Annotated in this window: 19 protein-coding genes and 1 other RNA gene; 7 read left to right on the top strand and 13 right to left on the bottom strand. The window is 61.2% G+C overall.

Features of this window, described 5'->3' with window-relative positions:
* Positions 1 to 159 precede the first annotated feature (159 nt).
* From L6D81_RS08805 to L6D81_RS08780, 6 genes are all read right to left on the bottom strand, one after another.
* Positions 160 to 1,164, bottom strand: a complete 1,005-nt coding sequence (locus L6D81_RS08805) for an extracellular solute-binding protein (protein ID WP_236178745.1) — start codon at positions 1,162 to 1,164, stop codon at positions 160 to 162.
* A gap of 107 nt (positions 1,165 to 1,271) precedes the next feature.
* A complete protein-coding gene (locus L6D81_RS08800; RefSeq protein WP_236178980.1) occupies positions 1,272 to 2,489 on the bottom strand; it encodes a 2-octaprenyl-3-methyl-6-methoxy-1,4-benzoquinol hydroxylase in 1,218 nt (405 codons plus the stop codon).
* A 9-nt stretch (positions 2,490 to 2,498) separates the two neighbouring features.
* Positions 2,499 to 2,984, bottom strand: coding sequence for a DUF4442 domain-containing protein (locus tag L6D81_RS08795; RefSeq protein WP_236178744.1), 486 nt, complete (start codon positions 2,982 to 2,984; stop codon positions 2,499 to 2,501).
* Positions 2,977 to 4,164: a 2-octaprenyl-6-methoxyphenyl hydroxylase gene (gene ubiH / locus L6D81_RS08790; protein ID WP_236178743.1), complete on the bottom strand. Its 1,188-nt coding sequence runs from the start codon at positions 4,162 to 4,164 to the stop codon at positions 2,977 to 2,979. The genes L6D81_RS08795 and ubiH overlap by 8 nt, the downstream gene beginning before the upstream one ends.
* Complete coding sequence (gene pepP, locus L6D81_RS08785; RefSeq protein ID WP_085696903.1) at positions 4,161 to 5,495, bottom strand: Xaa-Pro aminopeptidase; 1,335 nt, start codon at positions 5,493 to 5,495, stop codon at positions 4,161 to 4,163. Before pepP ends, ubiH begins: the two co-directional genes overlap by 4 nt.
* Positions 5,496 to 5,522: 27 nt before the next feature.
* Positions 5,523 to 6,083 carry a YecA/YgfB family protein gene (locus tag L6D81_RS08780; RefSeq protein ID WP_007951810.1) on the bottom strand — a complete coding sequence of 187 codons (561 nt, stop codon included), beginning with the start codon at positions 6,081 to 6,083 and terminating at the stop codon, positions 5,523 to 5,525.
* A 125-nt stretch (positions 6,084 to 6,208) separates the two neighbouring features.
* Between L6D81_RS08780 and L6D81_RS08775 the strand changes: the two genes are divergently transcribed.
* The 4 genes from L6D81_RS08775 to L6D81_RS08760 all read left to right on the top strand — a co-directional run bounded on the left by L6D81_RS08775 (position 6,209) and on the right by L6D81_RS08760 (position 7,628).
* On the top strand, positions 6,209 to 6,418 hold the full coding sequence (locus tag L6D81_RS08775; protein ID WP_236178742.1) for a TIGR02449 family protein: 210 nt from the start codon (positions 6,209 to 6,211) through the stop codon (positions 6,416 to 6,418).
* Positions 6,415 to 6,732, top strand: a complete 318-nt coding sequence (locus tag L6D81_RS08770; RefSeq protein ID WP_039765346.1) for a cell division protein ZapA — start codon at positions 6,415 to 6,417, stop codon at positions 6,730 to 6,732. The genes L6D81_RS08775 and L6D81_RS08770 overlap by 4 nt, the downstream gene beginning before the upstream one ends.
* A 30-nt stretch (positions 6,733 to 6,762) precedes the next feature.
* A non-coding RNA gene (gene ssrS, locus L6D81_RS08765) (6S RNA) lies at positions 6,763 to 6,941 on the top strand.
* A gap of 81 nt (positions 6,942 to 7,022) precedes the next feature.
* A complete protein-coding gene (locus L6D81_RS08760) occupies positions 7,023 to 7,628 on the top strand; it encodes a 5-formyltetrahydrofolate cyclo-ligase (protein WP_236178741.1) in 606 nt (201 codons plus the stop codon).
* Between the two features lie 35 nt (positions 7,629 to 7,663).
* Here the strand turns inward: L6D81_RS08760 and L6D81_RS08755 are convergent, their stop codons facing one another.
* On the bottom strand, positions 7,664 to 7,819 hold the full coding sequence (locus L6D81_RS08755) for a hypothetical protein (protein ID WP_007911192.1): 156 nt from the start codon (positions 7,817 to 7,819) through the stop codon (positions 7,664 to 7,666).
* Positions 7,820 to 8,016: 197 nt separating this feature from the next.
* Between L6D81_RS08755 and L6D81_RS08750 the strand changes: the two genes are divergently transcribed.
* Positions 8,017 to 8,469, top strand: coding sequence for an EVE domain-containing protein (locus L6D81_RS08750; RefSeq protein ID WP_236178740.1), 453 nt, complete (start codon positions 8,017 to 8,019; stop codon positions 8,467 to 8,469).
* A 143-nt stretch (positions 8,470 to 8,612) separates the two neighbouring features.
* Here L6D81_RS08750 and L6D81_RS08745 read toward each other — a convergent pair whose 3' ends face one another.
* Positions 8,613 to 9,020, bottom strand: coding sequence for a flagellar basal body-associated protein FliL (locus tag L6D81_RS08745; RefSeq protein ID WP_027610485.1), 408 nt, complete (start codon positions 9,018 to 9,020; stop codon positions 8,613 to 8,615).
* Positions 9,021 to 9,170: 150 nt separating this feature from the next.
* Between L6D81_RS08745 and L6D81_RS08740 the strand changes: the two genes are divergently transcribed.
* Positions 9,171 to 10,148, top strand: coding sequence for an NADPH:quinone oxidoreductase family protein (locus tag L6D81_RS08740; protein WP_236178739.1), 978 nt, complete (start codon positions 9,171 to 9,173; stop codon positions 10,146 to 10,148).
* Between the two features lie 60 nt (positions 10,149 to 10,208).
* Here L6D81_RS08740 and L6D81_RS08735 read toward each other — a convergent pair whose 3' ends face one another.
* A complete protein-coding gene (locus tag L6D81_RS08735; RefSeq protein WP_236178738.1) occupies positions 10,209 to 10,823 on the bottom strand; it encodes an energy transducer TonB in 615 nt (204 codons plus the stop codon).
* Between the two features lie 326 nt (positions 10,824 to 11,149).
* Here L6D81_RS08735 and glpT point away from each other — a divergent pair, with 326 nt between their 5' ends.
* Positions 11,150 to 12,499, top strand: a complete 1,350-nt coding sequence (gene glpT / locus L6D81_RS08730; protein WP_236178737.1) for a glycerol-3-phosphate transporter — start codon at positions 11,150 to 11,152, stop codon at positions 12,497 to 12,499.
* Here the strand turns inward: glpT and L6D81_RS08725 are convergent.
* The 4 genes from L6D81_RS08725 to L6D81_RS08710 form a co-directional block, all read right to left on the bottom strand.
* Complete coding sequence (locus L6D81_RS08725; protein WP_007951821.1) at positions 12,475 to 13,143, bottom strand: gamma-glutamylcyclotransferase; 669 nt, start codon at positions 13,141 to 13,143, stop codon at positions 12,475 to 12,477. The genes glpT and L6D81_RS08725 overlap by 25 nt on opposite strands.
* 197 nt (positions 13,144 to 13,340) lie before the next feature.
* Positions 13,341 to 14,309, bottom strand: coding sequence for a CDP-6-deoxy-delta-3,4-glucoseen reductase (locus tag L6D81_RS08720; protein WP_236178736.1), 969 nt, complete (start codon positions 14,307 to 14,309; stop codon positions 13,341 to 13,343).
* Positions 14,309 to 15,775 carry a 4-hydroxy-3-polyprenylbenzoate decarboxylase gene (gene ubiD / locus L6D81_RS08715; RefSeq protein ID WP_236178735.1) on the bottom strand — a complete coding sequence of 489 codons (1,467 nt, stop codon included), beginning with the start codon at positions 15,773 to 15,775 and terminating at the stop codon, positions 14,309 to 14,311. The genes L6D81_RS08720 and ubiD overlap by 1 nt, the downstream gene beginning before the upstream one ends.
* Positions 15,776 to 15,844: 69 nt before the next feature.
* The gene (locus L6D81_RS08710; RefSeq protein WP_236178734.1) at positions 15,845 to 17,842 is read right to left on the bottom strand and encodes an acyltransferase family protein; all 1,998 of its coding nucleotides are present in this window, start codon (positions 17,840 to 17,842) and stop codon (positions 15,845 to 15,847) included.
* Positions 17,843 to 18,097: the final 255 nt, after the last annotated feature.

Below are 18,097 nucleotides of genomic sequence, written 5' to 3'. Positions count from 1 at the left end.
GTTCAAATGATTGTGCCCACGCTCTGCGTGGGCACACATTCTGTGACGTTCTGCGTCACGCTGTCGATGATGCGACGCAGAGCGTCGGGGGCTGCATTCCCACGCAGACGGTTCGACGCCTCAACGTGGGAACGATCAAACAGTGCTGTCAGGAAAGACTCAGTTCCAACCCGCCCGATCCATCATCCGGATCGCTTCGGCCTGGCGCTTGCCTGCCACCTCAACCGGCAAAGTATCAGCCACGAACTGCCCCCAAGCCGCCACTTCTTCCGAAGGCTTCACCGCCGGATTCGCCGGGAACTCCTGGTTCACATCGGCAAAGATCTTTTGCGCCTCAGGCGTGGTCATCCACTCGACCAGCGCCTTGGCCGCTTCCGGATGCGGCGCATGCTTGGTCAGGCCGATGCCCGACAGGTTGACGTGCACCCCGCGATCCGCCTGGTTCGGCCAGAACAGTTTCACCGGCAGTTCCGGCTTCTGCTTGTGCAGGCGGCCGTAATAGTAAGTGTTGACGATGCCGACATCGCACTGACCGGCGTTGATTGCTTCCAGCACCGCGACGTCGTCGGAGAACACGTCGGTGGACAGGTTGTTGACCCAGCCTTTGAGGATTTTCTCGGTTTTCTCGGCGCCATGCACTTCGATCATGGTGGCGGTCAGGGACTGGTTGTAGACCTTTTTCGCCGTGCGCAGGCACAGGCGGCCTTCCCAGTTCTTGTCGGCCAGCGCTTCGTAGGTGGTCAGCTCGCCCGGTTTCACTCGTTCAGTGGAGTAGGCGATGGTTCGCGCACGCAGGCTCAGGCCGGTCCAGGCGTGGGTCGAAGAACGGTATTGCAGAGGGATGTTGGCGTCGATGGTTTTCGAGGTGAATGGCTGGAGAATGCCCATCTGCTCGGCCTGCCAGAGGTTGCCGGCATCGACGGTCAGCAGCAGGTCGGCGGAGGCGTTCTCGCCCTCGGCCTTGATCCGCTGCATCAGCGGCGCTTCCTTGTCGGTGATGAACTTGATCTTCACCCCGGTCCTGGCGGTGTAGGCATCGAACACCGGTTTGATCAGCTCATCGATACGCGAGGAGTAGACCACCACCTCGTCAGCGGCCTGGGCGGCAGTGCTGCCGATCAGGGTCAGGGCCAGTGCGGTCAGAACACGCTTGGATGCCAACATGGGAGCGGTCTCTCGTTCGGGAAAAGTGGTCCAAATGATAAGGACTCACATTTACCTTCTCAATCGAACACTTTCCCAAGGAGTTACCAGATGTTGCACGACATTGGTCAGGCCTTGGCGAGCGCAGGCAAGTCGCCGGTCAGCCCCAATGCTTCACGCACAAACAACGCCTTGGCCTCGGGCATCTGCTCGACGATTTTCAGTCCGGTGTTGCGCAGCCAGCGCAGCGGCAGCGGATCAGCCTGGAACAACCGCTCAAAGCCTTCCATAGCGGCCATCAGCGCCAGGTTGTGCGGCATGCGCCGACGCTCGTAGCGGCTCAGGACCTTCACATCCGCCAGTCGTTCGCCGCGTTCGTTGGCTTGCAGCAGCACTTCAGCCAGCACTGCGGCGTCGAGGAAGCCAAGGTTCACGCCCTGCCCCGCCAACGGGTGAATGGTGTGCGCGGCATCGCCGATCAGCGCCAGGCCTTCGGCCACGTAGCGCTTGGCGTGGCGTTGACGCAGCGGCACGCACAGACGCGGATCGGCGCTGATAACCTCGCCGAGGCAGCCTTCGAACGCGCGCTCCAGCTCACGGCAGAAATCCGCGTCATCCAGCGCCATCAACCGTTCGGCTTCGCTCGGCGTGGTCGACCAGACGATCGAGCACCAGTCCTGCTGGCCGTCACGCTCCAGCGGCAGAAACGCCAGCGGCCCATGATCGGTGAAACGCTGCCACGCGGTCATCCGGTGCGGCTTGCTGCTGCGCACGCTGGTGACGATGGCGTGGTGCAGGTAATCCCACTCGCGGGTGGCGACGCCGGTCAGACGGCGCACGGCGGAATTGGCGCCGTCTGCCGCGATCACCAGCGGCGCGCGCAATGTGCGGCCGTCAGCCAGGGTCAGCAGCCAGTCGTCACCGGAGCGGCGCATCTGCTCCAGCCGCGCGTTGGCCAGCAGGCCCAGGTCGCAATCGTGCAGGCGGTCGAGCAAGGCATCCTGGACCACGCGGTTTTCGACGATATGCCCAAGCACATCGGCGTGCACGCTGCTGGCCGAGAAGTGAATCTGGCCGGTGCCGCTGCCGTCCCAGACATGCATGTCGGTGTAAGGGCTGCTGCGTCGGTTGACGATGCCGTCCCACACGCCGAGGCGATCGAGGATCCGCTGGCTGGCCGCCGACAGTGCGCTCACCCGTGGCTCGAACGGCGCGTCGCCATTGAACGGTTTGACGCTCAACGGGCTGCCGTCGAGCAGCAGGACTTCCAGCCCGCTGCCCTGCAACGCCAGCGCCAAAGCGCTGCCGACCATTCCGGCTCCGACAATCAGCACATCCGCGCGCATTTCCATGCTTTAAGCCTGTCTCGCTGGCGGCTTGAGCCGCACGTAAAGGGTTTTACCGACCCGCGCCACCAGATTGCCGGCGCCGTCATGAATGTCGACCTGCAACTGCGGCAGGTATTTCTCGCCATTGGCGGTCTGCCGACGGATCTCGTCGAGCAGGGTGTCGTCGATGTTGAATCGGGCAAACACCGGGCCTTTGCCCGGCGATATGAAATCAATGTCGGCGGCCTTGTCCCAGACGATGTACCGCGAGCCGAGATTCTCCATGAGCATCAACATGAAGAACGGGTCGACCATCGAATACAGACTGCCGCCAAACTGGGTGCCGACGTAATTGCGGTTGTACCAGCCCAGGCCCATCGAGACCTGGATGTCACGAAAGTCATCGCTGATGTGCCTGACCCGGACACCGGCGCCGAAATACGGCGGGTAGAACGTCATGATCCAGCGCATCAGCCGCGCCTTGCCGAACCGTCTGATCAGCCACTCACGCATCCGGCCGCGTCCCCAGCCCCATGGCCTGGCGGGCGAACCAGCGTTTGGCCGGCGGCAGCAGATCGAGGCCGAGCAGGCCGATATTGCGCCCCAGCGATACCAGCGGCTGGGTGCTGCCGAACAGGCGCGTGACCTGATCGGAGAATCCGACGGTGAGGTCCTGATCGAGGCGCTGGCGCTCGCGATAGGCCTGCAACGTGGCGAAATCCCCCAGCGGTTTGTCGCTGCCCAGCAGCGCCGCGGCCAACGCATCGGCATCGCGCAGGGACAGGTTGAAACCCTGACCGGCAATCGGATGCAGGCTGTGGGCGGCGTTGCCGAGAACGGCCAGATGCGAACGCACCTGTTCTTCGGCCTCCACCAGCGACAGCGGGTACAGATGCCGCGCACCCACCTGCTTCAGGGTGCCGAGGCGGTAGCCGAACACGCCTTGCAGCTCGCTGAGGAAATCACGCTCGCTCAGGTCCGCCAGCCGTTGCGCGTCCATGCCCAGACGGGTCCAGACCAGCGCGCAGCGGTTTTCCGGCAGCGGCAGCAGCGCCATCGGGCCTTCGTCGGTGAAGCGCTCGAAGGCCATGCCGTTGTGCGCTTCGCTCGGGGTGATATTGGCGATCAGCGCACTCTGGTTGTACGGGCGCTTGCGCACGTTGATGCCTAACTGCTCGCGCAGACCGGAACGGCCGCCATCGGCGAGCACCGCCAGATCGCATTCGACCGTGGTTTCATCGTTGAGGGTCAGGCGGTAGCCGTCGGGCAGCGGCTCCATGCGGGAGACTTCCGCCGGGCAGCGCCAGCTGATTACGTCTTTGTCGAGGTGCTGCCACAGGCACTGGCCGAGCCAGGCGTTTTCCACCACATAGCCGAGCGCCGGGACGCCCTCTTCCATCGCCGAGAGACGAGCGGTGGAAAAGCGTCCACGGTCGGACACATGAATCTGTTTGATCGGCTCGGCGCGGCGGGAGATTTCCTGCCACACGCCCAGCCGCTGATAAATCTGCCGTGAACCGAAAGACAGCGCCGAGGAACGCGCGTCGTAGCTTGGCTGCCAGGTGTCACCGGGGGCGAACGGTTCGATCAGCACGATCTTCCAGCCACGGGCCTTGGCCCCGGCCTGCAACGCCAACGCCAGACTGGCGCCGACCAGACCGCCACCGATGATTGCCAGATTGACCCGACTCATGCCGCGCAGGTCCGTGCTTGCGCCATCAGGGCTTCGATCTCGGCGACGGTTTTCGGCACGCCGCCGGTCAAGATTTCACAACCGCTCTTGGTCACTACCACGTCATCCTCGATGCGCACGCCAATGCCGCGCCATTTCTTCGCTACGTTCTGATTGTCCGGGGCGATGTAGATGCCCGGCTCCACGGTCAGCGCCATGCCAACTTCCAGCACCCGCCATTCGCCGCCGACCTTGTATTCGCCGACGTCATGCACATCCATGCCCAGCCAGTGGCCGGCGCGGTGCATGTAAAACGCCTTATAGGCCTCGGAGGCAATCAACTCGTCGACTTCGCCCTGCAACAACCCCAGCTTCACCAGTCCGGCGGTGATCACCCGAACCGTGGCTTCGTGCGCCTGGTTCCAGTGCTTGTTCGGGGCGATTTCGGCGAACGCGGCTTCCTGCGAGGCCAATACCAATTCATAGATCGCTTTCTGTTCGGCGGAAAACTTGCCGTTGACCGGCCAGGTGCGGGTGATGTCGCTGGCGTAGCAGTCGATTTCGCAACCGGCGTCGATCAGCACCAGATCGCCGTCCTTGAGCAGCGCGTCATTCTGCTGGTAATGCAGGATGCAGCTGTTGCGTCCGGCAGCGACGATCGAACCGTAGGCCGGCATCTTCGCCCCGCCCTTGCGGAACTCGTAATCCAGTTCGGCTTCGAGGCTGTACTCGTACAGCCCGGCCCGGCTGGCCTGCATCGCCCGGATGTGGGCCTGGGCGGAAATCCGCGCCGCTTCGCGCATCACCTTCACTTCTGCCGCCGATTTATACAGGCGCATGTCGTGCAGCAGGTGATCCAGCGCAACGAATTCGTTCGGCGGCTGGGCGCCGAGGTGCGCCTTGGAGCGGATCACGTTGATCCAGTCCATCAGATGGCGGTCGAACTCCGGGTTGCTGCCCATGGCCGAATACACCCGGTCGCGGCCTTCGATCAGGCCCGGCAGGATGTCGTCGATATCGGTAATGGGGAAGGCGTCGTCGGCGCCGAAATCGCGGATCGCGCCTTCCTGGCCGGCGCGCAGCCCGTCCCAGAGTTCGCGTTCGGCGTTGCGTTCACGGCAGAACAGCACGTACTCGCCGTGCTCACGACCGGGCATCAGGACGATGACCGCCTGCGGTTCGGGGAAACCGCTGAGGTACTGGAAATCGCTGTCCTGGCGATAGACATGCTCGACATCGCGGTTGCGAATGGCGACCGCGGCGGCCGGCAGGATCGCGATGCTGTTGGGTTCCATCTGCGCCATCAGCGCCTTGCGGCGCCGGGCGTATTCCGCTTTCGGGATATGAATCATGGGCAGATGGCTTTCCCTGGCACGCGATCAGTGCAGCGACGGCTTGGCCGCTGGCGGCACGTCGGCCTTTTTGGTTTCGGAGAACAGCAGCAGCGGAGCGACACGCAGGTACTCCATGACTTCCATGTAGTCGCTTTCGCCGTCTTCGGATTCTTCCAGTGCGTCTTGCACCTGAGAGATCGCTGCCAGATCCTGCAACACCTCGGTAGCCTCGGTGCTCAGCATACTGCTGTCGCGGCAGTTGAGGCCGAAACCGGTAAGGAAGCCCTGGCACCATTCGCCCAGCGCGGCGGCGCGCTCGGCCAGAGGTGCATCATCGTTCGGCAGCAGCAGAACCACGGTGACGTCGTCGCCGGTGAGTTCGCTCTTGACCATTTCCTGCAGGCCGATCAGGGCGTTGCGGACGTTGTCCTGCGGCTCGCTTTCGAGCAGCTCGGCGGCATCGATCAGCCATTCTTCGGCATTGAAGCCGGCGCCGGCGCAACTGCGTCCCAGCAACAGGCCGTGCAGTTCGGCAGGCGAAACGGAGTGACCGCTGGAATTGAGCAGGGTGGCGAAGCCTTGGTACGGGGAATTCTGAATGGGCATGGGCAGCTAGGCGCCAGACGGCGCTATGTCTAGAATGAAGGCCTTGTATCCTACATCGACAGACTCGCCAAGACCATTAAAGGCTGTCCGCCAGCCAAACCCATCAGACCGAATCAGTGGACACAATGGAAGACACCGACCTGCAAGCGCTGATGGCCAGACTCGAACTGCTGATTACCCGAGTCGAGCAACTAAAGAGTCAAAATGCACTCTTAGTTGCTCAGGAAAAGACCTGGCGCGAGGAACGCGCGCACCTCATTGAAAAAAACGAAATCGCCCGGCGTAAGGTCGAATCGATGATTTCGCGCCTCAAGGCCCTGGAGCAAGACTCATGAGTTCAAGCAATAGCGTTACCGTGCAGATCCTCGACAAAGAATATTCGATCATCTGTCCCCAGGAAGAGCGCAGCAATCTGATCAGCGCCGCCCGCTACCTGGACGGCAAGATGCGCGAGATCCGCAGCAGCGGCAAAGTCATCGGCGCCGACCGCATCGCCGTGATGGCCGCGCTCAACATCACCCACGACCTCTTGCACAAAGAAGAGCGTCCGGACATCCAGGCCAGCGGTTCGACCCGTGAACAGGTGCGTGACTTGCTCGATCGTGTCGATCTGGTGCTGGCGACCGATCCGGACGTCACCAAGGGCTGATTCGCCAGGCCGCTTGAGTTATACTCGCCGCACTCCCTGGGGTGCTTGCCAGTTGACGATGTCCCTGAGCCGATTTGCACTACCCTGGGGGTTGCACGTTGGGCTGGTGTGCATGTCCGCCAGACGGAAAGCCTTAAAGCCTACTGCATCCTCCACCTTGAACTCTCGGGTTCAAGGGCTAAGTCGACAGCGGCTCATCCGGGGAGCCTGATTCGAATCCGATGCCGGTGCATGCCGGCATCGGATTTTTTATGCGTACGTTTTCGTCCCCATCCTGCCGAAGCCGAACCATGACCGAACCCGCGTTGCTGCCCCGCCCCCAACTGCGCCGCCTGCTGCGCAAGGCTCGCCGCTCCCTGACGCGAAGCGAGCAACGCCAGGCCGCCGAAGGCCTGTACAAACAACTGGCCCAAGACCCGCACTTTCGCCGGGCGAAACACATTTCCCTGTACCTGCCCACCGACGGTGAAATCGACCCAAGCCTGTTGCTGCGCGCCGCCCAGCGTCGGGGCAAGAAAACCTACCTGCCAGTGCTCAGTGCCTGGCCACGGACCAAAATGGTCTTTCAGCAGATCCGCCCCGGCGAAAAGCTCAAACCCAACCGTTTCCGCATTCTTGAGCCGCGCGCCAATCTGGCCCGCCAGCGCAAGATCTGGGCGCTGGATCTGGTGTTGTTGCCACTGGTGGGGTTTGACGATGTCGGCGGGCGTCTGGGCATGGGCGGCGGATTCTACGACCGCAGCCTGGCCTACCTGGCCCGACGCCAGAACTGGCGCAAGCCGACGCTGTTGGGCCTGGCCCATGAATGTCAGAAAGTCGAACGATTGGCGCAGGCCAGCTGGGATGTACCGTTGCAAGGCACGGTCACGGACAAGGCGTGGTATTTCGCTAGATAGACGCCGCGCGGATCAGCGGCGTCGAAAAGGCAGTTTCAGCGTTTGAAGGCTGTCGACTGTTGTACTTGTTGCGCCACTTCAATCGGTGCATCGGCCTTGTTGGCCCACAGACTTTGCGCATAACCGGTGGTCACGACGCCCAGACCGAACAAAATTACCAAAGTCCACAGCAAATCCGGTTTGCGTTTCATCGATTGCCCCCCTCAAGGCACATCATCACGATGACAGCAGCGGTTTCCATTCGTAGGCCGTGCAGCAGCGTCAAGCTTTAAAGCCCGGCATTTTGCGACAACGTGAACCTCTGCGCAAATGCTGACGTCAACCGACCGTCGGTTTGTCATAAAATTGCCGGACAACCTGCCCAATGACCGCTTGAGGAGCACACACCATGGCCTACTGGCTGATGAAATCCGAGCCCGACGAACTCTCGATCAAAGGCCTGGAAAAACTCGGCAAAGCGCGCTGGGACGGGGTTCGCAACTATCAGGCACGCAATTTCTTGCGGGCCATGACGGTGGGGGACGAATTCTTTTTCTACCATTCCAGTTGCCCGGAGCCAGGCATCGCAGGCATTGGAAAAATAATACAGGCGGCGTACCCGGATCCCACCGCACTGGAGCCGGAGAGTCACTACTTCGACCCGAAAGCCACTCCGGAGAAAAACGCCTGGAGCGCCATTGATGTGGCCCACGTGGAGACGTTCAGCCGGGTCTTGAAGCTGGATTATCTGAAACAGCAGACCGCGCTGGCAGAAATGCCGTTGGTGCAAAAGGGTTCGCGACTGTCCGTGATGCCAGTGACCGCCGAACAGTGGGCGGTGGTTATCGCATTGAAACCCTGAGGCACTTGTCGCCTGACAAAGTGCTTTGGCGAGCAAGCTCGCTCCCACAGATTTTTTTCGGTGAACTCAAAAATCTGCATCACCGCAAATCCACTGTGGGAGCGAGCTTGCTCGCGAAGAGTCCCGCCCGGACAACGAATGCCTTACTGAATGATCAGGTTGTTGAACAACAGGTCTTCAACCACCGGCTTACCGGTTTCGTCGTTCATCACCTGCTGGGTCTGCTTCAAGGCTTCCTGACGCAGTTTTTCCTTGCCTTCGATGCTGCCCATCGCCTCGGTGGTCTGCTGAGTGAACAGCGCCACCAGTTGATTGCGGATCAGCGGCTCGTTGGCCTTGACCAGTTTGGTCGCCTCTTCGCCCGTCACCCGCAGTGCCACGTCGGCCTTGTAGACCTTGAGCTTCGGGGTGCCGTCCAACCCGTAGTTACCCACAAACGGCGGGCTCAGGGTGATGTAGTTGACCTTCGGCGCCTCGCCCTCTTTGGCTTCTTCGGCCAGCGCTGCCACAGGCAGAGACAGGGCCAGCAACAACATGATCCACGCTTTCACAATTCGCTCCTTATCCGGTTTGCGGCCTAGCATAACGACCCGCCGCGCAAGCACAAGCTTATGGCGGACTATCAGGGCCGGGCATGCTCGTTGACCCGTTGACTGCCACACCTACACTTATCGGCCATCACTCCCAAAGGAATAGCCCTGATGAAAGCCGTGCTGTGCAAAGCCTTCGGCCCTGCCGAATCGCTGGTGCTGGAAGACGTCGCCAGCCCTGTCGCCAAGAAGAACGAAATCCTGCTGGACGTGCACGCCGCCGGGGTCAACTTTCCGGACACGCTGATCATCGAGGGCAAGTACCAGTTCAAGCCACCCTTCCCGTTCTCGCCGGGTGGCGAAGCTTCCGGCGTGGTCAGCGCGGTGGGGGAAAAGGTCAGTCACCTGAAAGTCGGCGACCGGGTCATGGCCCTGACCGGCTGGGGCAGCTTCGCCGAGCAGGTCGCAGTGCCGGGCTACAACGTGCTGCCGATCCCGCCCTCGATGGATTTCAACACCGCCGCCGCGTTCAGCATGACCTACGGCACGTCGATGCACGCCCTCAAGCAGCGCGGCAACCTGCAATCGGGGGAAACCCTGCTGGTGCTCGGCGCCTCTGGCGGCGTCGGGCTCGCGGCCGTCGAGATCGGCAAAGCCATGGGCGCCCGGGTGATCGCCGCCGCCAGCAGCGCGGAAAAACTCGCAGTCGCCAAGGCTGCCGGTGCCGACGAACTGATCAATTACAGCGAAACCAGCCTCAAGGACGAAATCAAGCGCCTGACCGATGGCCAGGGCGCCGACGTGATCTACGACCCGGTCGGTGGAGACCTGTTCGACCAGGCCATCCGCGCCATCGCCTGGAACGGCCGTCTGCTGGTGGTCGGCTTCGCCAGCGGCCGCATTCCCGAATTACCGGTCAACCTCGCCCTGCTCAAGGGCGCGGCGGTGCTTGGGGTGTTCTGGGGCTCCTTTGCCCAGCGACAGCCGCAGGACAATGCGGCGAACTTCCAGCAACTGTTCGGCTGGTTTGCCGAAGGCAAGCTGAAACCGCTGGTGTCGCAGGTCTATCCACTGGGCAATGCCGCGCAGGCGATCAATGATCTCGGGCAGCGCAAGGCCGTAGGCAAGGTTGTGGTGCAAGTGCGCTGAGCTGATCGGACGATCCGGAATTGATGACCAATCCGGATCGTCCTTCAGAACACTCCAGTCCTACATCAACCTGCGAATATCCTCCGGCAACAGGCTCATGTAGGTCCGGACCGGGCTTTCGCGGCATCCCCTGACAATCGTCGGAATCCGCTTGTTCAGCCTCGCGATCATCGCCAGTCGCTGGTCGTCCGGCAGCTGCGCTTTATGGAAGGCATTGGAAAGGTAAGCCCTGGTGTGAACGAACACCTTCGTATCGATCCACGACTGTTCCGCAATCTTTCCGAGACTCTCATTCAAGGTGCGGCATTTCAATGCTTTCAGTTGTTGATTGATGTGGATGGGTTGATCCAGATCCAGCCTGAACACCATCGGTGCAAGGACTCGCCTGTAAGCCGGTTTACCGTCCTCGACGATCCATGGTTTGAAACGCCATTGTTCAATGGCGCTCCTGACCGCTTCGATCAGCTCCGGATGGCCGCCTTGCGCAAAACTGATCCGGTCGACTGAACCGTCGGCATGGACGGTGAACTCGGCTCCCACTTCACCTGTAATACCCGCCCTGAAAAGCGCCAACGGATAGACCGGCCGCGGGTTGTTTTCCGGAATCAGCAGCACCTCGGACGCCCACGCGCCTCCCGATACAATCAGCAACATAAGCAACACACACCACTGCATGAGCCCTCCCCCCTTCACAGCACGAGTGCCTGATTGGCACCGTAAAAGGGTAGAGCCCGGCAGCCTGAAACAGAACGCCGCGCCTTCTGTATTGTTCGCAGGACATTTCCCAAACCTGCGCCTTACAAAACCCTGAAACCCGGCAGGAAGACGCCGAAGTAACCTTTCCCACAACGCCCCGCACTTATATCTGAGCGACATGTTCATAAAGGAACGCGCGACTTCCAACATTTCCGCTGTTTTGCCGATGGGAAGCGGTGCTATTTTCGGTAACGAAACTGTAACATTCGCATCCGCAGTCAAAACAAGAAATCTGGAGCTCTTGAATGTTTGCTTTCTTTCGTCCTGCCGCACATCAGGCTCCATTGCCTGAAGAAAAAATCGACAGCACCTACCGACGCCTGCGTTGGCAGATCTTCGCCGGCATCTTCATTGGCTACGCGGGTTATTACCTGCTGCGCAAGAACTTCTCGCTGGCCATGCCATACCTGATCGACGAAGGCTACAGCCGTGGCGACCTGGGCCTGGCGATGTCGGCCATCGCCATCGCCTACGGTCTGTCCAAGTTCCTCATGGGCCTGGTGTCCGACCGCTCCAACCCGCGTTATTTCCTGCCGTTCGGCCTGCTGGTCTCGGCCGGGGTGATGTTCATTTTCGGTTTCGCACCTTGGGCAACCTCCAGCGTCACCATGATGTTCATCCTGCTGTTCATCAACGGCTGGGCCCAGGGCATGGGCTGGCCGCCGAGCGGACGCACAATGGTGCACTGGTGGTCACAGAAAGAACGTGGCGGCGTGGTGTCGGTGTGGAACGTGGCGCATAACGTCGGTGGCGGCCTGATCGGCCCGCTGTTTCTAATCGGCATGGGCCTGTTCAACGACTGGCACGCAGCGTTCTACGTCCCGGCTGCCGTAGCCCTGGCGGTAGCGGTGTTCGCTTTCGTGACCATGCGCGACACCCCGCAATCGGTCGGCCTGCCGCCGATCGAGAAGTACAAGAACGACTACCCGGAAGGCTACGACGCCAGCCACGAAGACGAATTCAGCGCCAAGGAAATCTTCGTCAAATACGTGCTGCGCAACAAAATGCTCTGGTACATCGCCATGGCCAACGTCTTCGTTTACCTGCTGCGCTACGGCGTGCTGGACTGGGCGCCGACCTACCTGAAGGAAGCCAAGGGTTTCACCGTGGATAAAACCTCGTGGGCCTATTTCTTCTACGAGTGGGCGGGGATTCCGGGCACGCTGCTGTGCGGCTGGATGTCGGACAAGATCTTCCGTGGCAACCGTGGCCTGACCGGCATGGTGTTCATGGCCCTGGTGACCGTCGCGACCCTGGTGTACTGGCTGAACCCGGCCGGCCACCCGACCATCGACATGATCGCGCTGTTCTCCATCGGCTTCCTGATCTACGGTCCGGTGATGCTGATCGGTCTGCAGGCGCTGGAACTGGCGCCGAAGAAAGCCGCCGGCACCGCAGCGGGCTTCACCGGTCTGTTCGGGTATCTGGGTGGTTCGGTCGCGGCCAGTGCAGCGATGGGCTACACCGTGGACCATTTCGGTTGGGATGGCGGTTTCGTGCTGCTGGTGGGCGCTTGCCTGCTGTCGATGGCCTTCCTGGCCCCGACCCTGTGGCACAAGCAAGTCGCCAGTCAGAGCCGCGAAGCAGTCGCCTGATCGGCCTTTGACTTACAGCGCTTGAGCCGCGCCTCCAGATTCCGGTCTGGCATGGCGTGGCTGCGCAGGGCGTGCGCGGTCTGCTCGACATAATCGCGAGTCGTGCCATAACGCCCGCAAGCGCTTTCGAACACCTGGCTCAGCACATGATCCGGCAAGTTGCCGGCATAGCTGGGCAGGTGTCGCTCCAATACGAATCCCAAGGCCTGAACCTGGCTGCCATCTTCGAGTCGGCAGTTGAGCCAGTGTGGCCGATAGGACGGGAACGGCATCTCGCGTTTCCACAACGCATACAGCGCGCTGTCCAGATTGTCTTCCGGCAACCGGTAGGCGAAGCCGCTGCACGAACCGCCCCGATCCAGACCAAAGACCAGACCCGGCATTTCCGGCGTGCCGCGATGCTCGTGGGACCACAGGTATAAGCCACGATGATAGCCATGCACGCGCCCACGCACCCGCTCGACGGCGGAGCATTCCGGCCGCCAGATCAGCGAACCGTAAGCGAACAGCCACACCGGCCCGCCCTTGTGGCGTGCCATGGTCGATTGCATGGAGGCGAGAAGTTGTTCGTGCGTCAGTTGCGGCCCGAGATCGAGCCGCGGAGGATAAGCCAGGTTCAGAAAAGCGTTTTCAATGGCGCTCATGGCGAATAGCGTTCAGCTCCCCGCGGGTGAAGAATTACTTAATAGAACGCACCGCTGTAACAATAAGGCACATATGTTTTAAGGCAATTTAAGTGCCATGGCACCGTTCTTAATTGATTGCCTGATGGATATATAACCTACCGGTATTTATGTAATTACATAAATACCGATCGGCTATATAGCGAGTTATAACGAACTTAGGAGCGGGGGGCGTAAGCAAATACATCCGCACGCATCTGATGGGCATCCATCCCCGCTTCCACCAGCGCATCCAGCGTGCCGTAGACCATGGCCGGCGAGCCGCTGGCATAGACGTGCAGCGGTTTTAGATCGGGGAAATCCTCGCACACCGCTTCGTGCAACATCCCGCAGCGCCCTTCCCAGCCGCACTGGTCACTGACGACCTTGTGCAGGAACAGATTGGGCAACTTCAGCCATTCGTCCCAATGTTCGATTTCGTAGAAATCTTCCGGACGACGCACGCCCCAATACAAGTGCACCGGATGCTTGAAGCCGCTGGCCCGGCAATGTTCGATCAGGCTGTGGATCTGGCCCATGCCGGTGCCCGCGGCGATCAGCACCAGCGGCCCGTCCGGCAGCTCCGCCAGGTGGGTGTCGCCGAACGGCAGTTCGACCCGCACCATCGGGTTGCGCTTGAGCTGATCGATCAGGCTCAGCGCACTGGATTCGCGCGCCAGCACATGGATTTCCAGATCACGCCCGCCGTGGGGCGCGGAGGCCATGGAGAACGCCGACTTCTCGCCGTTCTCGCGCTCGATCATCAAATACTGACCCGCGTGGTAGCGCGGCGGCTTGCCGGCCGGCGCCCGCAGGCGCACACGAAAGGTATCGCCACCGACGTTCCGGCATTCGATGACCTGACACGACACGCTGCGCACCGGCAGTTCTCCCAGCGCGAGCACGCCATCCCACAGCACGATGCAGTCTTCCAGCGGCTCCGCTATGCAAGTGTAGAACTCGCCATGGTCGTGCACCTCGCCGGCCTGTTCGACGCGGCCTTCCACCAGCAGCGCCGCACACACGTGGCAATTGCCGTTGCGGCAGCTTTGCGGGCATTCGTAGCCCAGGCGCCGCGCACCATCGAGAATCCGCTCTCCGGGCCGTATCTCGAGCACCGCTCCGGAGGGCTGCAGGGTTACACGCATCAATCTATTCCTAACTGATTCCAGATGGCATCGATCCGTTGGGTGACGGCGTCATCCTTGACGATGACGCGACCCCACTCGCGAGTGGTTTCGCCCGGCCACTTGTGGGTGGCGTCCAGGCCCATCTTCGAGCCGAGTCCCGACACCGGCGAGGCGAAGTCGAGGTAGTCGATCGGCGTGTTGTCGATCATCACCGTGTCGCGCTTGGGGTCCATGCGCGTGGTGATGGCCCAGATCACGTCGTTCCAGTCCCGTGCGTTGATATCGTCGTCGGTGACGATAACGAACTTGGTGTACATGAACTGTCGCAAAAACGACCAGACACCCAGCATCACGCGCTTGGCGTGGCCCGGATACGACTTCTTCATCGTCACCACGGCTATGCGATACGAGCAGCCTTCCGGCGGCAGGTAGAAGTCGGTGATCTCCGGGAACTGCTTTTGCAGGATCGGCACGAACACTTCGTTCAGCGCCACGCCGAGAATCGCCGGCTCATCCGGCGGACGGCCGGTGTAGGTGCTGTGGTAGATCGGTTTGATCCGGTGGGTGATGCGCTCGACAGTGAACACCGGAAAGCTGTCGACTTCGTTGTAGTAACCGGTGTGGTCGCCGTACGGGCCTTCATCGGCCATTTCGCCCGGATGGATCACGCCTTCAAGGATGATTTCGGCGGTGGCCGGCACTTGCAGGTCGTTGCCGCGGCACTTCACCAGCTCCGTCCGGCTGTCGCGCAGCAGGCCGGCAAAGGCGTATTCAGAGAGGCTGTCCGGCACCGGCGTCACCGCGCCAAGAATGGTCGCAGGATCCGCGCCAAGGGCCACGGACACCGGGAACGGCTGGCCCGGATGTTTCTCGCACCACTCACGGAAATCCAGCGCGCCACCACGGTGGCTGAGCCAGCGCATGATGACCTTGTTGCGGCCGATCACTTGCTGACGGTAGATACCGAGGTTCTGCCGATCCTTGTTCGGACCTTTGGTGACCGTCAGGCCCCAGGTGATCAGCGGCGCCACGTCGCCCGGCCAGCAGGTCTGCACCGGCAGCATCGCCAGATCGACGTCATCGCCTTCGATGACCACTGCCTGGCACGGTGCGTCTTTGACGACTTTCGGCGCCATCGCGATGATCTTGCGGAAGATCGGCAGCTTCGACCACGCGTCCTTCAAGCCCTTCGGCGGCTCCGGCTCCTTGAGGAACGCCAGCAGCTTGCCGATTTCGCGCAGCTCGCTGACCGATTCGGCGCCCATGCCCATGGCCACCCGCTCGGGCGTGCCGAACAGGTTGCCGAGCACCGGGATGTCGTAACCGGTCGGCTTCTCGAACAGCAGCGCCGGGCCCTTGGCCCGCAGCGTGCGGTCGCACACCTCGGTCATTTCCAGCACCGGCGAGACGGGAATCTGGATGCGTTTCAACTCTCCGCGCTGCTCAAGCTGCTGCACGAAATCCCGAAGATCCTTGAATTTCATTGACGATGGCACCCTCAAAATAGGCGTACATCCTACCTGCTATGCCGGTCGCTGGCAGCCCGTCACTGCTTACTTGGCTGCATTCGCCTGACCTTTTCCCAGATTTGCCCTGGCCTGCAGGCCGACAAACAGCGGTTCGAGGATCGGTGCCACGAAACGCGCGCCGACCTCCGACAGATGATTGTCATCGGTATACAGGGAGTATCCACCGAGTTCGGCACGGCACAGACCGCTTTCATCGCACAGCTTCGGCGCCGGATCGACAACGCGCACTGCCGGATCCTTCGCCAGATCGGCGAACAGCTGACTGATAAAAGCCTGGCGCTTGTGGTGTTCGGCAACGTTCAGCCCGACGCCATCCACCGAGCGATCCAGCATCGCCAGCCGCGTCAGACGGTACGGCGGACTGAAAGCCTGTAACGGCACCTCTTTCACCAGCCAGACCCGATGCCCGCCGGCCCGCAACTGCGCCACCCGCGCGCGCAGCCCGTCAGCCAGACGCTGCTCGGCGACGGAACGGTCGTAGTGCCCGTCAGGCGTTCTCAAGACATGGCCCAGATCACCTTTGGCATCGCCATAGAGATACAGACTCCAGCGCGCAACCAGCACCACATCACTGACGGTTTGCGGTTTGATTGCCTGCACCACACGTTGGTTGAACCGCGCGCAGCGGGCGTCATGCTCCAGACCTTCCACTGGTATGCACCCCGGCGAACTGGCAAGGATCACACTGACGTCATGGGCTTTTGCCCCCTCATCGAAGACCGGGATCAACGCCGTGGCATGACTGTCGCCCCAGACCAGCGCCCGCGAAGCACGGCTTTGCAATCCGTAATGGCAAAACAGCTTGTCATCGGGAGTCTTGTCGTCCGCCAGACATGCCATCAACTCCGGCCGCCACTCGCGCCCCTTGGCGTATTGCAGTGCCTGATCGGACAGACGCCACGGCAGGCCATCGGTCCAGCGCAGGGTTTGCCCGGCCAGTCCGATTATCAGCACGCCGAATGCACCGGCGATCAGAATCTGCCGACGTCCGGCCAGCAAGCGCCGCTCGCGGAACGGCGTCTCGACAAATTTCCACGACAGATAACCCAGCACCAGGGTCAGCAGGATCAACCCTGCGCTGTCGAAGGCGCTCGGTTCCTCGATGCTGGCGTAGCTGGAAAACACAAACACCGGCCAGTGCCACAAATACCAGGAATAGGAAATCAGGCCAAAACCGACCATGACCCGACTGCTCAAGAATTGGCCCACCCAGGTCCGGCGATGACCATTGGCCAGGATCAACAGCACCACGCCCAGCACCGGCAGCAATGCGGCCGCACCGGGAAACGGCGTGCGCTTGTCGAACCCGAACACTGCCAACAGAATCAGGCCCATGCCCAGCAGACTCAACCATTGCGCCGCCATCGGCTTGAGGCGCCAGGCATGTTTCGGCGCGATCGCCAGCATCGCCCCGGCCAGCAGTTCCCATGCGCGCATCGGCAACAGGAAGAAGGCTTTTTCCGGGTGATGATGGACCGCCCAGACGCTCAACCCGAAGGAAACGAGCAACACACCGAACAGTGCCAGCCGCCAGTGCTTCAAGCGGCTCGACATCAGGGTCAGCAACAGCGGGAAGACGATGTAGAACTGCTCCTCCACCGCCAGCGACCAGGTGTGCAACAGCGGCTTGAGATCCGAGGCGACATCGAAATAGCCGTCCTGGCGCATGAACAGGATGTTCGAGACAAACAGCACCTGATAGCGCACCGAGCGCCCTAGCTCTTCGTAGTCCTTGGGCGCCATCAGGAACCAGCCCACGGCCAGCACCGCGATGATCATCGCAAACAGCGCCGGCAGAATCCGCCGCGCACGCCGCGACCAGAATTCGACGAAACTGAACCGGCCGGCCTGACGCTGGTTCCAGATGATCGAGGTGATGAGATAACCGGAGATCACGAAAAACACGTCCACACCGACAAAACCGCCGGTGAAACCCGGGACGCCAAAGTGGAACAGCACCACGGCAATCACCGCGACTGCCCGCAAGCCGTCGATATCCCTTCGATAAGCGAGTGTGCTCATAAATCTTTAATGCCAATCAGATAGTTGTTTTTTGTACAGCATCGGGCGCTGCTTCATGTTTTGCCAAGTCACTGACCTTACCAGATCGCAAACCTCCTATAGGCCGGACAAAAAACAGGCAAAAAAATAGGTTCTTCACGGAATCCCGGGAAACATAGAAACAAGAACGCCGATTTGGTTGATGATGTTCGTGCGAGCAAACACATCTAACAAACCGGCGTTCTTATGCGCGATATTAATACTTTCCTTCCTTTT

This window comes from Pseudomonas sputi, assembly GCF_021603585.1.
Taxonomy (GTDB): domain Bacteria; phylum Pseudomonadota; class Gammaproteobacteria; order Pseudomonadales; family Pseudomonadaceae; genus Aquipseudomonas; species Aquipseudomonas sputi.
This window is presented reverse-complemented; position numbering and strand designations above follow the sequence as displayed.

What these genes read in the sequence shown, in the direction of transcription:
- L6D81_RS08725 (WP_007951821.1), bottom strand. Translation starts at nt 13,143, where the DNA reads ATGAGCGCCATTGAAAACGCTTTTCTGAACCTGGCTTATCCTCCGCGG.
- L6D81_RS08720 (WP_236178736.1), bottom strand. Translation starts at nt 14,309, where the DNA reads ATGCGTGTAACCCTGCAGCCCTCCGGAGCGGTGCTCGAGATACGGCCC.
- L6D81_RS08755 (WP_007911192.1), bottom strand. Translation starts at nt 7,819, where the DNA reads ATGAAACGCAAACCGGATTTGCTGTGGACTTTGGTAATTTTGTTCGGT.
- glpT (WP_236178737.1), top strand. Translation starts at nt 11,150, where the DNA reads ATGTTTGCTTTCTTTCGTCCTGCCGCACATCAGGCTCCATTGCCTGAA.
- L6D81_RS08770 (WP_039765346.1), top strand. Translation starts at nt 6,415, where the DNA reads ATGAGTTCAAGCAATAGCGTTACCGTGCAGATCCTCGACAAAGAATAT.
- L6D81_RS08775 (WP_236178742.1), top strand. Translation starts at nt 6,209, where the DNA reads ATGGAAGACACCGACCTGCAAGCGCTGATGGCCAGACTCGAACTGCTG.
- L6D81_RS08710 (WP_236178734.1), bottom strand. Translation starts at nt 17,842, where the DNA reads ATGAGCACACTCGCTTATCGAAGGGATATCGACGGCTTGCGGGCAGTC.
- L6D81_RS08805 (WP_236178745.1), bottom strand. Translation starts at nt 1,164, where the DNA reads ATGTTGGCATCCAAGCGTGTTCTGACCGCACTGGCCCTGACCCTGATC.
- L6D81_RS08750 (WP_236178740.1), top strand. Translation starts at nt 8,017, where the DNA reads ATGGCCTACTGGCTGATGAAATCCGAGCCCGACGAACTCTCGATCAAA.
- L6D81_RS08760 (WP_236178741.1), top strand. Translation starts at nt 7,023, where the DNA reads ATGACCGAACCCGCGTTGCTGCCCCGCCCCCAACTGCGCCGCCTGCTG.
- ubiH (WP_236178743.1), bottom strand. Translation starts at nt 4,164, where the DNA reads ATGAGTCGGGTCAATCTGGCAATCATCGGTGGCGGTCTGGTCGGCGCC.
- L6D81_RS08780 (WP_007951810.1), bottom strand. Translation starts at nt 6,083, where the DNA reads ATGCCCATTCAGAATTCCCCGTACCAAGGCTTCGCCACCCTGCTCAAT.
- pepP (WP_085696903.1), bottom strand. Translation starts at nt 5,495, where the DNA reads ATGATTCATATCCCGAAAGCGGAATACGCCCGGCGCCGCAAGGCGCTG.
- L6D81_RS08800 (WP_236178980.1), bottom strand. Translation starts at nt 2,489, where the DNA reads ATGCGCGCGGATGTGCTGATTGTCGGAGCCGGAATGGTCGGCAGCGCT.
- L6D81_RS08735 (WP_236178738.1), bottom strand. Translation starts at nt 10,823, where the DNA reads ATGCAGTGGTGTGTGTTGCTTATGTTGCTGATTGTATCGGGAGGCGCG.
- L6D81_RS08795 (WP_236178744.1), bottom strand. Translation starts at nt 2,984, where the DNA reads ATGCGTGAGTGGCTGATCAGACGGTTCGGCAAGGCGCGGCTGATGCGC.
- L6D81_RS08740 (WP_236178739.1), top strand. Translation starts at nt 9,171, where the DNA reads ATGAAAGCCGTGCTGTGCAAAGCCTTCGGCCCTGCCGAATCGCTGGTG.
- ubiD (WP_236178735.1), bottom strand. Translation starts at nt 15,775, where the DNA reads ATGAAATTCAAGGATCTTCGGGATTTCGTGCAGCAGCTTGAGCAGCGC.